We start from the raw sequence: 17,507 nt of genomic DNA on the forward strand, positions 1-17,507 counted from the left end.
CCCAACTGGGCTCGCAGGCTCGCTACGCCTTCGATCACGCAGCTCCGCGCGCTGGCGAGCGGCATCCTCTGCCCGGCGCTGGCGGCGCGACGTTCGCTTGGAGCTCTCGGTCGGCTCCGTCGAGGTGCCGTCAGCTGAGTCCTGTCCGTGTTCGCGAGATCCCGACAAAGTGCCTCACCGTCCTCCGGACGGACGAGTCGGCGCGCTATGGACCGCGGAGTACTCCCGGTAAGCCCTCGAGGTCAGCGCCGGCTGCCGGCGAGCCGCCCGCGACCGCTTCGGCGGGCCCTCTCGGAGACTCGCCGAGTAAGAATGCGTGCGGCGTGGTTCGTATCCTCCGTTGCGTAGCTGTGCCGCGGTTGCCGACGGCTTCGCGTGACGTCCTGAGCTGCGGCTGACCGTGGCCGCAGACGAGCCACCATTCCTGCTCGCTTTGCTCGGCTCGGCGGAGCCACCTTGGTAGATCGTGTCCTTGGTTCGGCGACGCGAGCTGTTGTCGCGCTGGCCGACCTTCGAACCGCCGAGTGCCGCCGGTACCAACACCGAACCGGGACGCCCCGCCGCCGGCGCGGTGCCGACGGGTCGCCTGCCGCCGGTCTCCCCCGCTGCCTGGCCGATCGGCGCAGGCCGGCCGCTGGAGGTCGCGCCTTGCGACTCGTCTCCTCCGCGCGGGACACGCCCACCAGCCGGCGGCATGGTCCGGTAATTGCGATTGGTCTCCACGCGCTCCGCTGGGGTCGTGTCCGCAGGCCGCCGACGGCTGTCCTTCGATCGTTCTGCGGGAGTCGGCGCCGCCCCTCTGCTACGAAGGGCTGTGACCACACGCCGGACGGCTTGGACCGCACCGTGTCGCGCATACGAGCCCATCACCATGCTGCCGAGCCCCGGCCGCATCGACGACGTCACATTCTCCAACAACCGTCGGAGCCTGTACGCCGCGACAAGCACCACGAGCGCCAAGCAGGTCACCGGGAGCCAGCCCAGAGTGCCGCTCATTGTGAAGACCGCGGTCAACAGCGAGAGAGCGATCCCGAACACAAGCATGGCTGCGACCGATTGAAGGATCAGCCCCAGGAGCGACTCGAGCCAGTTCATTCCCCATTGCCGCGAGCGTCCAGGAACGATGAACAAGCAAGCGAAGATCACGCCGACGACCAACAGGACCAAACAACCGACGAAGGCCATCAGCGCTGTCACAGCGAGGCCGATGATCAGGTAGGCATAGATTGCAGCTGCCACAGCGGCGACCAGGAGCACGCCGACGCGCCCGAAGGCGTTCTCACCCTTCGCCCATTTGACCGTCGGAGCATCGTCGCTGCCCTCTCCCTTGGCGACAACGTTGTTGATGTAGTCCATCCGCTTGTCGGAATCGACGCCGACGTCCAGCAGTCCCTTTCCGTACCGCTTGCATGCATCAATGGATCCGAACTCGGCGATGCACCAGGGGGTTGCGGCGAACCCTCGCCAGGCGGAATCTCCGGACTTTCGGAGCATCGTGTCGCGGGAACTCCCGGGGAAAGCTGGTTCCGGCATCTCGATCGGAGTCTTGAGCGTCTGCCCCAACACCTGGTCAGACGCACCCATCACTGTCTGAGCACCAACCTGACGTGCGCCGTCGATTCCTTTCAGCCAGGTCGTGGCACCGAAGGCGAGGCTGATCGCCAGCAGACCCGCTGCAAACACCCAAACAAGTTGCCCGAAGGCAGTACCCGATGAGCGTCGATGAACGTACGCCGCGATGGCTCCGAATGCGAGAGCTGTCGGCAACAACCAGGCGGTCAGCTGTCCGCTGACGCCGCCGATCGCCCCCGCGGTTGCATTCATCAGCGGGCGAATGTCGGTGAACGAGAACAGCCACCAGCCGACTGAAATCCCGGCCCGCGTGGCGGCAACGACGAACATCATCAGCAGCTGGGCGAACGAGTTGAAGATCGGCCGCAGTGGATCCCGCAGGCTCCCTTCGAAGTCCAAACTGAACGCCATCGGTGAGTACTGCTCGAAGAGTGTTCTGGTGTCACCGTGCGTCAGGTCAGGCGTCGGGAGCAGATCTGCAAACCCGGTGGGGGTCGTCGGCTGCTCCGGGTCCGCTGCGAGCGCGACCTGCGAGCTGACGATCAATGAGATGGCCAGGACGGCCAGCGCCGTACGAACCCGGCGCTGCCACCTCATGCGACATGCTCCTTGCCGTTCGGGGTGGCTGCGGGCCGATCGGTGCCGTTGGACGGCTCAGTCCCGTCGTAGGCGGGATACATCGCCTCGTTGTAGGCGGCTTCGTCGGCTTCTTGGTCGTAGACCTCGTCAGGGCCGATGGGGGATTCGTAGCGCAACGAACGGTAGTGGTCATCCCCTGCCGGTGTTGGTGGGTGACCATTCTGTTGGGCGACACCAGCTGGAACGGGAGTCGACGGCGCTGCAGGTCGCGGCAGGTTCTCCCGCGAAGCATCCGCCTGAATCCCGGATCCGGCCGATGCTCGGTTCTCGGCAGCAGACGCCGCAGGCTCGGAACGCTGCGCCGGGGGTGATTCCGGCGTCGGATCGGTCGGCGTCTGCTCGGGTCGCTCGAGCGGGCCAGGCGCGGCTGGGGCCGGCTGAGAGACGATCCGACCGCTCGCCTCCGTCTGGACCGACGCGCCCTCGAGGGCGGGCTCCTCGTCGGCGGCGAACGGGTCTTCTGGGGGCAGGTCCGGGGGCGCGGTCGTTGGGGTGGTGGTGTGTTCGGATTCGGGGGTGGTGCGGAGTAGGGCGGCTACCTGCTGGCTGGGGATGTCGATTTGGACGGTGGCTACTTCGTCCCAGCGGTCGCGCATGATGCAGTGGCCGTGGCGGATGGATTTGCCGTTGGCGGCGGTGTTGATGCCGCGGACCAGGGTTTGGTACGGCGGGGTCTGGGGGCGGCCCAGCAGTTCGAGCAGGGAGTCGACCTGTTCGCGGGAGCGGAGGCTGAACGCAAAGAGGGTGGTGATCTGCTCGACGAGGCCGGGCAGCTTCAGAATGCTGGCCGGGTCCTGGGTGTCGAGGACCAGCGAGGCGCCGAGCGCGCGGCCGACGCGGGCGATGTAGTCGAGGAAGGACGCGCCGTCGGGGGTCTTCGTGAGCAGGTGGACCTCGGGGACGATGACGACCTTCGAGCGGCCGCGGAACTCGCGGCGGCCCGTCGTACGGACCATCCAGGCCAGGCAGCCGCGCAGGCAGGCCATGCCGACGCGTTCGATCGGGGACCAGGACTCGGGCGCCGACTCGGGCGAGGGCAGCGTGAGGCCGGGCATCTGGACGACCCAGAGGCCGGGGTTGGTGGTCAGCGAGGACAGGCCCGACGGCGGGCCGGCGACGACCGAACCGAGGCCGGTCTCGACCAGGTCCCGCAGCGCGAACCCGACCGTACGCACGGTCTCGGATTCCGCCGCGCAGAGCCGCTGGATGACGCCCCACGACGACGGATCGGGCGACTGGATCTCGGCGCGGGTCGCCGCCATGACAGGGGCCTCCGCCGCGCCGCGAAGATGCGGCGGGAGCAGCAGCATCAGCTGCGACGGCGCCTGCAGCAGCGCGTCGTCCACAGGCAGCACGCGCAGCAGGTCCGCGGCGCCGGAGAACTGCGCCGTGATCTCGATGACCGCAGTCGGTACGCCGTATTCAGCCGCGACCGCGGAGACGCCCGCGGCGTCGCCCTTGAGGTCGAGCAGCGGAACCCACGCGCCGGCGAAGGCAGAATCGAGGCCGCCGAGCATCGCGGCCGTCGTCTTGCCTCGACCCGACCGGCCGAGGAACAGCGTCGTCGTCGCGTCACCCAGCGCGGAGCCGGCGGCGGCGTCGAAACGCACCAGCCCCGGCGTGGATCCGGTCAGGTACCCGATGGCCGGACCGGTCGCGTCGCCGATCGACGCGCCGCCCCAGAACCAGGACCCGAAGAACGCGGTCGACTCCCGCACATGTCCGAGATCGGGCACCCGGAGCTGGTCACCTGGCAAGGATTCCAGCCACAGGTCGCGCTGCTCGTCGGCGCCGACCGCGACGGTGATGCCGCGGTCCGCGTAGTGCGCGATCACCGCGTCGACGTACGCCTCGAGGTCCTCGCGGGTGTCCGCGCTGACCAGCAGCCGCGGGTGGTCCTCGACCAGGGTCAGGCCGCTGCGGTTGATGTCGCGCTTGACCTCACGCATGACACGCTCGGTCTCGACGATCTCGTCGGCGGTCTCCTCCGCGGTACCCTTCGCGGCCGAACGGCGCTGTTCCTTCGCGCTCTTCCGGGTCTCGTCGACCAGGTGGCGCGCGGTCTTCTTGGTCAGCACGCGGAACCGGACCGACGCCTCGACGGTGACGTCGATCTCGTCACCGTCGTCGTCGATCGCCTTGATCTCGGACAGCGTCCGCAGCCACTCCCCCGCGCCCGGCGTCTCGAGCTCCTCGGGGAAGTCGGTCATCGCAAGGACGGTCGTGTACGCCGCGATCTGGCCGCGGGTGTCGTAGATCCGCAGGTGGTCGGTGTACGGCACCACGCGCCCGGACGTCAGCCGGGCCAGCGAGGCACCCGTGATCAGGCCGCGCCGCGGAGCCGCGACCGCACCGCGGTGCATCTCGCGGCTGATCAGCCAGGAGATCACCTCGGCCGGCGCGGTGTGCGCCCGCCAGACGGTCGAGCCGAGCTGACGAGCGAGCTTGCGCACCCGCTCGTCCAGGTGCGCGAGCTCGCGCGCGCTCACCCGCCACGACGTCGTCCCGAGGGCGTCGCTGATCGAGCCCCGGACCTGCGCGGTCGCCCGCGGGTCACGGTCGCTCAGGTGGACGCCGAGCGCGACGTACCGCTCCGGCATCCGCATCTCGTCGATCCGGTCGGCCCGCGTCTGCGCCCAGGCCTCGTGGTCGCCGAGCCGGTAGTGGCCGGCCACCGAGTCGATGTAGTCCTGGCCGGTGGACCGTCCCCAGACGACCTTCAGGTGGCTCAGCCGGTCGCCGAGGATCGTCGCGGCCGCGCTGACCGCGGCATCCAGCGCCGCGTCCTGCTCGGACTCGGTCGCCAGGTCGGTGTTCGCGACGGAGATCAGGAACCACGCCTCCGCGCTGCGTTCGGTCACGAGGAGACCGTCGGCGATGGCGACCAGGCGCGGTGGTGGCAGGCCGCGCTCGCGACCGACCCCCACCAGGTTCAGGAGCTTGTCAGCGATCTTCATTCAGGCCTCTTCCTGACGACGTCCTGCGACTCACCCGTTGTACGTGATCCGATCCCAGCAGCCGGGCGCGCTGGTTGACGGTGATGTCCGCCCCCGCGCGGACCATCGGGTCGGCCTCCACCACGACCTCGCGCTCCCACTCCGGCGTGATCCGGGCCTTGGCCAGGTCGGCCACCTTCCGGGTCGAGACACGCTCACGCCAGGGCAGGTACTCCGACTTGTCGGCGGCGCGGGCACCGAGGCCGATGATCGGCCGGTGCGCCCGCAGCGCGAACCGGACCGAGAGCGCCCATTCGGTCACCCGCCGACGGCGCTCGTGGAACTTGCCGGGCCGCCAGCCGAACGCGGTGATGACGAACGGGGGGACGATGTACAGGCTGACCGTGGTCTTCTGCGGTACGCCGACGAACGGGAACAGCAGCGCGATCCACGCCACGATGATCACGGCTCCGAAGATGATCATCCGGCGCCGCGCGCCTTCTCCGAGGTCGATGCCGAGCAGGTCGTACTGCCGGGTCTCGATCTCGAAGTGGTGAGTGAGGGTACGGCCGACGCGCATCAATTACCTCCGGAGAGCAATCCCCAGAAGCCCTTGAGCACGTTGATGGTCTGGTTGTTGGCGTAGATCAGCCCGCCGACCAGGACCCCGGCGGCGATGTGGCCGAACAGCTCGCCCCACTCGCGCTTGAAGTAGTGGCCGATCGCGCGCAGCACGAGGATGGCGATGAAGATGTTCCCCGCGATGACCAGGACCCAGTCCTTGAAGTCCGCGCCCGTGGGGACGTTGCTGTCGGCCATGGGCAGGGCGAGCTGGATCACGCTCGCAGCCAGTTCGTGCGTCGTCATTGCGGTGTCTCCCTTGTTGCCTCGGTCGTCCGATGGCCAGTAGCTGGATTCATCCGACGGCAGCCACTTGCCATCGTTGTGCTCCGTCCGTGGCGACAGTACGCCGCAGCGTGAGCGTGTAGGTCTGGTCGAGCGTGGTGTCACCCACGCCGTTCCAGGTGACGGCCGCGGTCGCCCGCCGCTCGTCGTCGTTGCCGGCGTACACCTGCCAGTCCTTCAGCTCCCCGAACTTCACCGCACCGTTCAGGCTGCGGATGGTCGAACCGGGCGCGGTCACCGCCGACACCTTGTTGTCGGACTCGGCGTACGCGCTGAAGAACGCCTCGGCGTCCTTCTCGGTCGCCGCGGTCAGCTCGTCGTCGGGCCGACCGGCTTCCGGCATGTTGCTCGGCAGCGGAGCCCGCTCGTCCGGTACGAACGTCGGCGGCCCGCTGACCACGACGCGGGCCGACGTCCGCGCGACCGGGACGGAGACCCGGAACCACGAGGTCGGGCCGGCCGCCCAGGTCCTGCCCTGCTTGGTGAACTTGTGCACGCGCACCCGCACGTCGACCGTGGCGGTGATGCCGTTGGAGTCGGCCTTGACCTCGCCCGGGTACGCGACGTCGGCGGTCTGCTTGCCGCGGCCGTTCCAGCCGGCGCGGCTGTCCAGGCCGGCGGCCAGGTCGAGGCCGATCTGCGCGGGACGGGCGTCCGCGTTGTTCTCGTCCCAGGTCAGATACGCGACGGAGTACCGCGTGGCGACCGCGCGGGCCTCGTCGGACGGGAAGCTGTTCTGACCGCTGACCACTGTCGGCGGGATCCGGTTCGGGCTGATCCAGGAACGGATTCCGCTGATCGCGGCCAGCAGCAGTACGACGACCACGAGGCCGCGGAAGAACCGCCGCGCCCAGGTGGAGAACGACGACTCGGGCTCGGTCGACCACGGCGTCTGCCCGGGCTCGAGCACCTCGCGCACCGGCCCCGGCGCGGCGTGCGCACCGTGCGGGGAACGCTGTTTCAAACGTTCGGGTGTGCGGTGTCCCGGCTCCTGGTGCGGCGGCGGCTGCGGCGTCCGGCCGGCCGGCCGGCGCGGCGGTGCCATCACACCGCCGGGCGGGGGCGCCAGGTTCTGCGGAGCGGCGTACTGCGCGGCCACGCCCTGCGCCTGGCGAGGGGTAGGTGACACCGGCCCGCCGGGGTGGGCCCACCACTCCGGCGCGGTGCTCTGCGGGCGTCCCTTGCCCGGCTTCTTGGTCCGACGCTGATTCGTCCGGCGCTGGTCCGACCAGTGCTCACCTTTTGGCGGCAGATTCAGCAACGTTCGCCACCAACTCATCCCTACCCGCCCCTCAGACAGCAGTTACGCGGACAGTAGCCGGGAGGATACGGCAAGCAACCGCCCTCCGGGAGACCTGAGCCCAGGATCCGGATGGTCCATCGCTCCCCGCAGCCATACTGTTACCCCGCCTGCGGGCAGCGTCACCCTCACCGGCACTGTTACCGGCCAAGCGTGACACCTTCGGCACCGTCGTCATAGCTCCTCTCTCATGCCCGCTCGGGTCGCCGGGCAGCGCACACCATGCCATACACCACGGACAGGTTCGAAAATCCGTGCGAACAACATGGTAAAGAACGCATCAACTGATCACGCAGTGTAACCGATCCGGCGGGTTGCCTGTGGAAAACTCTCCCGTGACTTGGGGTCAAATTCGGCTGTGGACAACCGCTTGCCGGGACGGCTTCCAGGCATAAGGTCGGAGTGATCCCTGCTACCCCCTGGAGGACCAGGATGGAAACCCGCAGACTCGGCAGACTCGGCCACCAGAGCTCGGTGCTGATCTACGGCGCCGCGAGCCTCGGCGCCGTCGACCAGGACCGTGCCGACGCCTCGATCCAGGAAGCGCTCGATGCCGGCATCAACCATTTCGACGTGGCCGCCGACTACGGCGACGCCGAGCTCCGCCTCGGCCCGCGGATGCCGGAGATCCGGGACCGCATCTTCCTGGCCACCAAGACCGGGCGCCGGACGTTCGAGGAGGCCTGGAGCGAGATCAACCGGTCGCTGGAGCGCCTGCAGACCGACCACGTCGACCTGATCCAGATGCACGCCGTCTGCGACCTGGAGAACCTCGACCTCGTTACCGGCAAGGGCGGTTCGCTGGAGGCGGCGATCCGGGCGAAGGACGAGGGCATGGTGCGCGCGATCGGCATCACCGGGCACACGGCGCTGGCACCGTCGGTGCACACCGAGGGCCTGCGCCGGTTCGATTTCGACAGCGTGCTCACCCCGCTGAACTACAAGCTGTCGACCGATCCGCAGTACGCCGCCGACTACGCGGCGCTGGTCGACGCCGTCAAGGCGTCCGACGCCGCGCTGATGACGATCAAGATGATCGCCCGGCGGAACTGGCAGGACGGCGAGCAGAAGGCGTACGACACCTGGTACCGGCCGTTCGACGAGCAGCGCTACATCACCGCCGCGACCGCCTGGCTGCTGAACGGGCATCCGGAGATCACCGGTCTGGCCACCGCCGGCGAGACCCGGCTGCTGCAACAGATGATCGTCGCCGAGCGCGAGCGGGCCGAGCTGACGCCGGAGGCCGCGGCGTCGATCCTCGACGAGGTGCGGGACTACGCGTCACCCTTCGTGGACATGCCGATCTGACGGACGTGCCCCAGGTCACATTCGAGACTCCGCATTCCGGTCAGGTCGTACGGCGTACGAGATCGGCCGGCGCCCTGATCCGGGGTGCGGGAACAAGTTGCGGCCCGCTCGGTGTTGACTACGGCGTACTCATCTACTTTCGGAGGTCGTAGTGGCAACGGTCGAGCTGACCCAGGACAACTTCAACGAGGTGGTCGGTGGCGACGGTCTCGTACTGGTGGATTTCTGGGCCGAGTGGTGTGGCCCGTGCAAGATGTTCGGACCGGTATTCGAGAAGTCGTCCGAGCAGCACGCGGACATCACCTTCGGCAAGGTCGACACCGAGGCTCAGGTCGAGCTGGCGCAGGCCTTCCAGATCCGCTCCATTCCGACCCTGATGGCGGTCCGCGACGGCGTCGTCCTGTACTCGCAGGCCGGTGCGCTGCCGGCCGCGAGCCTGGAGGACCTGATCGGCCAGCTGCGCGCGGTCGACATGGACGAGGTCAAGGCGCAGATCGCGGCCCACGAGGCCGAGCACGGCACCGAGCCGCACACGCACTGATCAATACACGCTGATCCCCACGCACTGACAGCTGGTCCGGGAGTTCCTGCCGAACTCCCGGACCAGTTGCTTTCTCAGTACGCGCGCGAGCTCAGGACGCAGAACTCGTTGCCCTCGGGGTCGGCGAGGACGGTCCAGGAGTTGTCCTCGGTCTGGCCCACGTCCGCGCGGCGGGCGCCGAGGGACTCCAGGCGCGCGATCTCGGCGTCGCGGTCCTGGCTGAGATGCGGGGCGAAGTCGAGATGCAGGCGGTTCTTGAGGGTCTTCTCCTCCGGAACCTTCACGAAGACCATCCCGGGGCCGATCCGCTCCCACGGGATGTCCTTCACCGTGTCCGGCTCGACCCAGGCGGGGATGTTCACGCATTCCTCGTCGGACTCGATGATCGTCTTCCAGCCGATCGCCTCGGCCCACCACGCCGCTTGCTTGCGGACGTCGTGGCAGTCGATCACGAGCGTGTACCAGCGAAGCACCATGGGAGCACGGTCCCACGGCCCACCGACAGAAAAGAGCGGGCCCTGGGCAGGAGAAAGACGCCAGGGCCCGCTCTGGGGCTGACCGGAGCGGCGACAGGGTGGCCGGAGGAGGCGCGGGCAGGTGAGGCGCTGCCCGAGTGGGCTCACCGAGAGGGCGCTCGAGGTGACGGTCAGCGGGACGGAGGGGCCACGTCGTTGGGGCCCCTCCAGGTCGGAGGGAATGGTCAACAGGAGATCGGTCGGCGACGACCGGTCAGCGGAGAACGGTCAGCGGAGTGGGTTGAAGGGGCGTAGCTCCTCCGGGGTACGGCCGGTGGTGATGGTCTCGGCCAGCAGCTGACCGGTGATCGGGCCGAGGGTGATGCCCCACATGCCGTGCCCGCCGGCGGCGAACACCCGCGGCGACGCGGTGGCGCCGATCAGCGGCAGGCCGTCCGGGGTGCAGGGCCGCGGCCCGACCCATTCGAAGGTCCGCGCGTCCAGGTCGGCGTCGCGCAGCAGCGGCCGGGCGGCGTCGACGATCGCGTCGATCCGCCGCGGGTCGAGCTTCGCCTCGGGCTTGCGGAACTCCATCATCCCGGCGACCCGGAGCCGGTCGCCCAGCGGCGTGCAGGCGATCCGCTGCGCCGGGAAGTACACCGGGCCGGCCGGTACGTGCGCCATCGGCACGCTGAAGCTGTACCCGCGACCCGCCTGGACGACGGTGCGGACGCCGTACTGCCTGGCCAGATCGCCCAGCCAGGCGCCGGTCGCCATCACGACCGCGTCGAACGGGTCGGTCTCGCCGTCGCCGGTGACCAGCCGGACGCCGCGGATCTCGTCCACGATGTCCCGGACGTCGACGCCGTTGATGATCTGGCCGCCGCGGGCGAGCACGGAGTCGGCGAGCTGGTTGACGTACTCGCCGGGGTTGATGAACCGCTGGCCGTGCAGCCGGATCGCCGCGCCGATCTCGTCGGACAGCGACGGCTCGATCTCGCGGGCGTCGTCACCGCTGATCGCCTCGAACTCGATGCCCTGGCCGGCGGCGTGGATCTGCTCGATCTCTTCGAGCAACACCTTGCGCTCCTCGACCGTACGGTACGCGGCGAGGAACGACTTGGCCTCGTACGTCTGCGCCTCGACGCCGGCCTTGGCCAGGAAGTCGAACGCAGGTAACGCCTGCCGGTTGATCGGGACCAGCGCGTCCATCGCGGTCTTCCAGCGTCCGGCGGTGCTGTTGCGAGCGAAGCGGGTGAGGAACTTGAGGAGCCGCGGGCTCGCGGTCGGTGGAACGTACACCGGTGAGGAGGGGCTCAGCACCGCGCGGACGCCGTACTTGAGGACCGCCGGTTCCGGGAGCGGGGTGGCCAGGCCCGGGGTCAGCCATCCGGCGTTGCCCCACGACGCGCCGGCGGCGACGCCCTCACGGTCGAGCACGGTCACCTCGACACCCGCCTCCTGGAGGAACCAGGCGGTGGCCAGGCCGACCATGCCCGCGCCGACGACGGCGACGCGGTCGGGGACGATGTGGGTGCTACCGGGGGAACCAGCTGTGGTCATGTATCGATGGTGCGGCCGTCGCGAGCGGCTGTCATGGTGCGATCACACCATTGCGGCGATGAATGACTGTGCGCATCGAACAATAACCCCGCACAATGGGTTGCATGATCTCCTCGTCTGACCTGATCGTCGCCGTCGGCCCCGCGCTGTTCGAGGTCGTGGTCCCGGGCAAGGGCGACAGCGAGGTCCGGGACGTGTTCCTGGCCGACCCGCAGGAGCCCGCGACCGGTCAGCCGGGCGACCTGGTCCTCGGGCTCGGTCTCCGTGACGCAGAGGACGCCGTGGAGCTGGTCGAGCGCTGCGCGGCCGGCAACGCGTCAGGAGTGGTTCTGCGTACTGCGTTGGCGCACGAGCCGACGGTGGTCGCTGCCGCGGAGCGGGAGGTCATGACACTGGTCGCGCTGCAGCCGAGCGTCACGTGGGCACATGTGGTGTGGCTGCTCCGCGGCGTACTCGACAGGGCCGCCGCGCCGGACTCCCCTGCTGCAGGTGACGCCGGTGTGCACCAGGAGCTGTTCGCGCTCGCAGATGCGGCCGCGGCGATCGTCGACGCGCCGGTGACCATCGAGGACAACCAGTCGCGCGTCCTGGCGTACTCCTCCGGTCAGGACTTCACCGACCCGACCCGTGTCTCGACCATCGTCGGCCGGCGCGTTCCGCCGGAGGTGATCGCGCATTTCCGTGCCCGGGGCATCTTCCGGCGGCTGGCGCGCTCCAGCGAGCCGTTCCTGGTCCCTGACGGGCCGAACGGCATCCGCCCGCGGCTCGTCGTACCTGTGCGGGCCGGTGGTGAGTGGCTGGGCTCCATCTGGGCCGTGGTCGACGGGCCGGTGAGTGATGCGGTCACTGCGGAGCTCAGCAACGCCGCCTCTGTGCTGGCATTGCACCTGTTGCGGCTGCGTGCTCAGGCCGACGTAGCGCGGCGGAGCGCAATCGACCGGTTGCGGACGATCCTGCGGCAGTTCTCGCCCGACAACCCGGTCGACGTACGCCTGCCGCGGCAGCCGTGGCGGGTAGTGGCGCTGGGCTCTCCGGACGGGTACGACGTACCGCAGCAGCTGGACCTGTGGGAGTCGACGGGGCGCCGGCACGGGTGGAGCGAGCCGCAGCTCGCTGACCTCGACGGGACCGTGCTGGCTGTTGTCACGGACGCGGACGGGCCCGGGTCGTGGAGCTGGTTGCAGAAGCTGGTGCTCGAGCAGCCTGCCGGTACGTATGCCGCGGCCGGTGGTCCGGCGCGTGGCCCGGCGGATCTGCCGAGCTCACGGGCGGAGGCGGTCGAGTTGCTGGGGCTGGTACGGCGGGGAGTGGCGCCTGGACCGGCGTTGCGGGTGGAAGAGGCGTGGCACGTGCTGACGGTTCATCGGGCGGTGACGTCGCTTGATACCACCAAGATGGATGGTCCACTGGCGATATTGCTGCGGCACGACATCGAGCACGACACGGGTTATGTGGAGACGTTGCAGGCGTGGCTGAACTTCCCCGGCCAGCCGCAGCGGGCGGCGCGGGAGTTGCATCTGCACACCAACACGTTGCGGCACCGGATGAAAAGGATCGGGGAGATCGCGGCGCTGGATCTGTCGGATCCGCGGGAGCGATTGGCGTTGCAGCTGCAGATTGCCGCAGTACGAACTGAGCACTGAGAGGCACTGAGATCTTCGCCACAGCCCCATGTAACAAGGCTTCATATTCCGGCAACTGTTGGGCAACATCCGGCTGACAGAGTCTTCCTTGTCAGCCGGTCCGGCCTTTCACCAGGAGGCCGGAAAGGCTGCGGGTCCGAGCTTTTCACCAGGAAGCTCGGGCCACCCGTGGGCCCGGCGATTGTCTGAGCGATCGCCGGGCCTGCGGTATTTCCCGAAGTTGCCTAGGACAACCGGTTCACGATGGTGCGGTAGACGCCGGGGAGCGCGGCCGCGGCCGGGACGATGCGCGGGGCGAGCAGCGGGCGGTTGCGGGCCCAGAGCAACGATGCGGTGAGCAGGCGGCACTCCCAGGAGACGCGGCGCCAGGCGGTTTCGTAGTCCTGGGGGCGGTCGGCGCGGATGCAGTCGACCAGTTCGGCCGAGGTGCGGAGGGCTACGGCGATGCCCTCGCCGGTGAGCGCGTCGACGTACCCGGCCGCGTCGCCGACGAGGAGAACGCGCCCGGCGGTGCGGGCGCGGACGCGCTGCCGGAGCGGACCGGCGCCCAGCACCGCGCTCGCGGCCTCGGCCCCCTGCAGCCGGCGCTGCAGTTGCGGGAAGGCGTCGAGGTGCGAGTCGAAGGTGCCGCGCTCGGAGGTGAGGATCGCGACCCCGACGAGGTCGTCGGCGACCGGCGTCACGTACGCCTCCCCCAGCCGCGACCAGTACACCTCCACAAGATCCGTCCAAGGCGCCACCGAGAAGTGCTGCCGCAACCCGCGCCGTACCTCACCAAAACTCTCACCGCACAGGCCCAGTTGGCGGCGGATGGGTGAGTGGAGGCCGTCGGCTGCGGCCAGGTAGCGGGCTGTGACGCCGGCGGCAGTGACGGAGTCCGGGGTCTGGGTGATGGGACCAACGCGACCGCGCTTGACAGGAACGCCGAGGTCGGACAGGCGGGTTTCTAGGGCCGTTTGGAGAGTGGTACGGCGTACTCCTAGGCCGGGACCGGCCGCGAAGTGGGCGTCTACCGAGTGGGTGGCGTCGAGGTAGCGGATGCCGTGGAACTCGCGGCCCGTGAGTTCCACGCCGAGGCGGGTGAGGTACGACGTCGCGCTGTGGGCGATGCCTTCGCCGCAGGCCTTGTCGATCGGGCCGCTGCGCGGCTCGACCACCACAACCGACAGCCCTGCCAGCGCCGCGCGGATCGCAGTCGCCGCGCCGGCCGGACCGCAGCCGGCCACCAGGAGATCGATCACGCCACCAGCGCGGACTTCAACGCCGCCTCCTCCGAGCGGATCCGCACCGCCAGTAGCGGGATGTTCAACACCGTGAACACCAGCGCCGTCACCCACGCGGTGTGCACCAGCGGCAGCGCGATCCCCTCCGCGACCACCGCCACGTAGTTCGGGTGCCGGATCCACCGATAGGGGCCACGAGCAACCAGTCGCAGCCCTGGTACGACGATCACCCGCGTGTTCCACTGATGCCCGAGCACCGTGATGCACCACCACCGCAGCCCCTGCGCGAGCACCACGACAGCGAGCATCGTCCACCCGAGCCACGGGACGAACGGCCGGTACGCTGCCTCGACCAGGCAGGCCGCCAGCAGCAGCGTGTGCAGCGCGACCATGAACGGGTAGTGCCCCCGCCCCGACTCCACACCGCCCTGCGCGAAACTCCACCGCGCGTTGCGCAGCGACACCATCAGCTCGGCCACGCGTTCCGCGGCAACGAGCAGCACGAGTCCCAGGTACCAGCCGTACATCACCACTCCAGCAACACGAGCTCGGAACAGAAACCAGGACCCATCGCCAGCAACAATCCAGGGCCCTCCGGAGCAGGATCCAACCGCAGGGTGTCACCGAGCACGTGCAGCACCGAGGACGACGACAGGTTGCCGACCGCATCGAGCGACTTCCAGGTCAGGTCCAGCGCACCCGGCCGCAACGAGAGCGTCTCCGCGACCGCCTCGAGCACCTTCGGCCCGCCCGGATGACTCACCCAGGTCCCGATCTCCGGCACCGTCAACCCGGCCGCGCCCAGAAACTCGCGCACATCGTCACCGAGATAGGTCCGTACGACGTCCGGTACGTCTGCCCCGAGCACGATCCGGAACCCGCCCGACCCGACGTCCCACCCCATCACCCGCTCCGAGTCCGGGTACAACCGGCTGCGCGTCGCCACCACCGACGGCCCCGACGCCAGTGGATGCTCCGACCCGGTCAGCACCACCGCCGCGGCGCCGTCCCCGAACAACGCCCCGCCAACGAGGTTCGGCAGCGAGGAGTCGTCCCGCTGCAACGTCAACGAGCACAACTCCACCGACAGCAGAACAGCGACATGCGACGGCCAAGCGCTCAGGTAGTCGTGCAGCCGCGCGATCCCGGCCGCTCCCCCGACACACCCCAACCCGAACAGCGGCAGCCGCTTCACGTCCTCCCGCAACCCCAGCCGCGCCGCCACCCGGGCATCGATCGACGGCGCGGCGACACCGGTGACCGTGGTGAACATCAGTACGTCGACATCGGCCAACGTCAGCCCCGCGTCCTTCACCGCGCCGGCTACCGCCTCGGCCCCGAGATCCACCGCCGCCGCGATCCACGCGTCGTTCGCCGCCCCGAAGTCCTTCAGCCCCGCGTACTGCTCAAGCGGCAGCGCGAGGTGCCGGTGCGACACGCCCGCGTTGGCGTGGATCCGGCGCAGCAACGCCGTACCACTGCCGTCCGGCAGGCAGATCGCGGCGAAGGCGTCGGTCAGCTCGGACTGCGGATAACGGTACGGCGGGAGCGCGGGCCGGACCGCTGCGATCCGCGTCATCGTGGCATCGTTACGTCGGTGAGAGCAGCCAGAGCACTGCGGACCGTCAAGGGTCTGGCGCTCGCCTGCCATCCGGGCCCGACGGTCGCCGTCACCGCCCTGGTCACGGCTGTCGCGTGGTCGGCCGGGCGTGCTCCGGCCGGGTGTCTCCTCGTCGCAGCAACGATCCTCACCGGCCACCTCTCGATCGGCTGGAGCAATGACGCGATAGATGCCGCCCGCGACACCATTGTGAACCGGCGGGACAAGCCCGTGGTGCGTGGACTGGTGAGTCGCCGGACACTCGCGGTGGGCGCGGGCGTCATGCTGGTCGTCACCGTTCCGGTCTCCCTCGCCAACGGCATCGCGTCCGGGCTGATGCACCTGCTGTTCGTCGCCTGCGCCTGGGCGTACAACCTGGGCCTGAAATCGACCGCGGTCTCCTGGCTCCCGTACGCCGTCGCGTTCGGCGGCCTGCCCTCGTTCGTGACGCTCGGCACCGCCGACGTGTGGGCGCCGTGGTGGGCGACCGCGGCGGGCGCCCTTCTGGGGATCGGTGCCCACCTCGCAAACGTCGTCCCCGATCTGGCGGACGACCTGGCGACCGGCGTGCGCGGCTGGCCGCAGCGGCTCGGGTCCTACGCCCGGCTGCTCGCGCCGCTGCCGCTGGCGGCGGCGACCGGGCTGCTGGTAATCGCGCCGGCAGGCCCGATCGGCGTGATCGGCTGGATCGCGCTCGCGGTCGTCGCGGTACTGCTGGCCGTCATCCTGCTGTGGCGCGAGGCGCCGTTCCTGGTGACGATCGCGATCGCCGCGGTCAGCATCATCGCGCTCGCGCTCCGCGGCGACGCGCTGACGTAGCGCCGATCGCCAGGCCATCACAATCGCCGCCGACGCGGCGCCGCCCGCGCGGACCCGTCGGCGGCGGGACATTGTGATGGCCTGGAGATCCGGACCCTAGCCCGCGTCGGGCTTCAGCGGCGCGTTGCTCCCGAGGATGGCGGCCGTGAGCGCCTCCGCGGGCTCCTTCGCGGCGCGCGGATTCGTGATCAGGACAAGGTCGATGGGCGGCAACTCGGGGAGCCCGGCGCTCGGCGGCGGCTCGACCAGGTCGGCGGGCATCAGCGAGCGGGCGAAGATCGCGATCCCGAGCCCGGCCCGCACCGCGGCGAGTACGCCGTTCACGCCGCGGACGATGCAGGTGATCCGGCAGGTCCGCCCGGCCTGCTCCAGCGACTGCACACCGAGCGACCGGCTCAGCGACGGCGCCTGGTAGGTGACCAGTGGCACCGGCCCGTCGGGCGCGATCCGGGTGCCCGCGATGCCGGCCCAGACGAGCGGGTCCCGGCGGACCAGCCGGCCGTTCGGGTCGTACCCGGTGCCGGCTCCGTGCTTCACGTACGCGAGGTCGAGGTGACCGGACTCGACGCGCCGGAGCAGATTGGGGCTCTGGGCCACGGTCAGCTCGAGGTCGATGCGCGGATACAACTGGCGGAAGTCGCGCAGGATCTTCGGCAGCGGGGTCAGCGCCAGATCGTCAGTGACGCCGAACCGCAGCCGCCCGCGCAGCTCCGAGCCGGTGAAGTACCCGGCGGCCTCCTCGTGCGCGGCCAGGATGGTCCGCGCGAACCCGGCCATCGCCTCGCCGTCGGCGGTCAGCGTCACGGTGCGGGTGTCGCGGACGAACAGTGGTCGCCCGACCGCCGTCTCGAGTTTGCGCACGTGTTGACTGACCGTCGGCTGCCGGATGCCCAGCCGCTCCGCCGCCTGGGTGAAGCTCAGGGACTGCGCCACCGCGAGGAACGTGCGGAGCTGGTCCGGGTCGTACATCGATGCACCTCCCATTACGTCACGCAATAAGAC

At 69.6% G+C, this 17,507-nt stretch carries 15 protein-coding genes; 4 read left to right on the forward strand and 11 right to left on the reverse strand.

Features of this window, described 5'->3' with window-relative positions:
* Nucleotides 1-174 precede the first annotated feature (174 nt).
* From ABN611_RS39280 to ABN611_RS39300, 5 genes are read right to left on the reverse strand one after another with little or no spacing between them, the layout of a single operon-like run.
* Entirely contained in the window at nucleotides 175-2,169 is a 1,995-nt protein-coding gene (locus ABN611_RS39280) for a type IV secretion system protein (RefSeq protein WP_350277387.1), read from the reverse strand.
* Nucleotides 2,166-5,168, reverse strand: coding sequence for an ATP-binding protein (locus ABN611_RS39285; protein ID WP_350277388.1), 3,003 nt, complete (start codon nucleotides 5,166-5,168; stop codon nucleotides 2,166-2,168). The genes ABN611_RS39280 and ABN611_RS39285 overlap by 4 nt, the downstream gene beginning before the upstream one ends.
* The gene (locus tag ABN611_RS39290; RefSeq protein WP_350277389.1) at nucleotides 5,155-5,727 is read right to left on the reverse strand and encodes a hypothetical protein; all 573 of its coding nucleotides are present in this window, start codon (nucleotides 5,725-5,727) and stop codon (nucleotides 5,155-5,157) included. The genes ABN611_RS39285 and ABN611_RS39290 overlap by 14 nt, the downstream gene beginning before the upstream one ends.
* Nucleotides 5,727-6,014, reverse strand: coding sequence for a hypothetical protein (locus ABN611_RS39295; RefSeq protein ID WP_350277390.1), 288 nt, complete (start codon nucleotides 6,012-6,014; stop codon nucleotides 5,727-5,729). The genes ABN611_RS39290 and ABN611_RS39295 overlap by 1 nt, the downstream gene beginning before the upstream one ends.
* Before the next feature lie 49 nt (nucleotides 6,015-6,063).
* Nucleotides 6,064-7,332 carry a conjugal transfer protein gene (locus tag ABN611_RS39300; RefSeq protein WP_350277391.1) on the reverse strand — a complete coding sequence of 423 codons (1,269 nt, stop codon included), beginning with the start codon at nucleotides 7,330-7,332 and terminating at the stop codon, nucleotides 6,064-6,066.
* A gap of 453 nt (nucleotides 7,333-7,785) precedes the next feature.
* Here ABN611_RS39300 and ABN611_RS39305 point away from each other — a divergent pair, with 453 nt between their 5' ends.
* Both ABN611_RS39305 and trxA read left to right on the forward strand, forming a co-directional pair.
* Nucleotides 7,786-8,661: an aldo/keto reductase gene (locus ABN611_RS39305; protein WP_350277392.1), complete on the forward strand. Its 876-nt coding sequence runs from the start codon at nucleotides 7,786-7,788 to the stop codon at nucleotides 8,659-8,661.
* Nucleotides 8,662-8,812: 151 nt separating this feature from the next.
* Complete coding sequence (trxA, locus tag ABN611_RS39310) at nucleotides 8,813-9,202, forward strand: thioredoxin (RefSeq protein WP_350277393.1); 390 nt, start codon at nucleotides 8,813-8,815, stop codon at nucleotides 9,200-9,202.
* A 74-nt stretch (nucleotides 9,203-9,276) separates the two neighbouring features.
* On the opposite strand, the gene ABN611_RS39315 is transcribed toward trxA, so the two are convergent.
* Nucleotides 9,277-9,678: a VOC family protein gene (locus tag ABN611_RS39315; protein WP_350277394.1), complete on the reverse strand. Its 402-nt coding sequence runs from the start codon at nucleotides 9,676-9,678 to the stop codon at nucleotides 9,277-9,279.
* Nucleotides 9,679-9,945: 267 nt separating this feature from the next.
* A complete protein-coding gene (locus ABN611_RS39320) occupies nucleotides 9,946-11,220 on the reverse strand; it encodes an FAD-dependent oxidoreductase (protein ID WP_350277395.1) in 1,275 nt (424 codons plus the stop codon).
* A 104-nt stretch (nucleotides 11,221-11,324) separates the two neighbouring features.
* Here ABN611_RS39320 and ABN611_RS39325 point away from each other — a divergent pair, with 104 nt between their 5' ends.
* The gene (locus tag ABN611_RS39325) at nucleotides 11,325-12,863 is read left to right on the forward strand and encodes a helix-turn-helix domain-containing protein (protein ID WP_350277396.1); all 1,539 of its coding nucleotides are present in this window, start codon (nucleotides 11,325-11,327) and stop codon (nucleotides 12,861-12,863) included.
* A gap of 224 nt (nucleotides 12,864-13,087) precedes the next feature.
* Here ABN611_RS39325 and ABN611_RS39330 read toward each other — a convergent pair whose 3' ends face one another.
* From ABN611_RS39330 to ABN611_RS39340, 3 genes are read right to left on the reverse strand one after another with little or no spacing between them, the layout of a single operon-like run.
* Complete coding sequence (locus ABN611_RS39330) at nucleotides 13,088-14,104, reverse strand: FAD-dependent monooxygenase (RefSeq protein ID WP_350277397.1); 1,017 nt, start codon at nucleotides 14,102-14,104, stop codon at nucleotides 13,088-13,090.
* A complete protein-coding gene (locus tag ABN611_RS39335; RefSeq protein WP_350277398.1) occupies nucleotides 14,101-14,613 on the reverse strand; it encodes an isoprenylcysteine carboxyl methyltransferase family protein in 513 nt (170 codons plus the stop codon). Before ABN611_RS39335 ends, ABN611_RS39330 begins: the two co-directional genes overlap by 4 nt.
* Nucleotides 14,613-15,665, reverse strand: coding sequence for a type III polyketide synthase (locus ABN611_RS39340; protein WP_350277399.1), 1,053 nt, complete (start codon nucleotides 15,663-15,665; stop codon nucleotides 14,613-14,615). Before ABN611_RS39340 ends, ABN611_RS39335 begins: the two co-directional genes overlap by 1 nt.
* Before the next feature lie 18 nt (nucleotides 15,666-15,683).
* On the opposite strand from ABN611_RS39340, the gene ABN611_RS39345 reads away from it, so the two are divergent.
* Nucleotides 15,684-16,505: a UbiA family prenyltransferase gene (locus ABN611_RS39345; RefSeq protein WP_350277400.1), complete on the forward strand. Its 822-nt coding sequence runs from the start codon at nucleotides 15,684-15,686 to the stop codon at nucleotides 16,503-16,505.
* A 96-nt stretch (nucleotides 16,506-16,601) separates the two neighbouring features.
* Here the strand turns inward: ABN611_RS39345 and ABN611_RS39350 are convergent, their stop codons facing one another.
* Complete coding sequence (locus tag ABN611_RS39350) at nucleotides 16,602-17,474, reverse strand: LysR substrate-binding domain-containing protein (RefSeq protein WP_350277401.1); 873 nt, start codon at nucleotides 17,472-17,474, stop codon at nucleotides 16,602-16,604.
* Between the last annotated feature and the right edge of the window lie 33 nt (nucleotides 17,475-17,507).

It is taken from the genome of Kribbella sp. HUAS MG21 (genome assembly GCF_040254265.1).
Lineage (GTDB): Bacteria > Actinomycetota > Actinomycetes > Propionibacteriales > Kribbellaceae > Kribbella.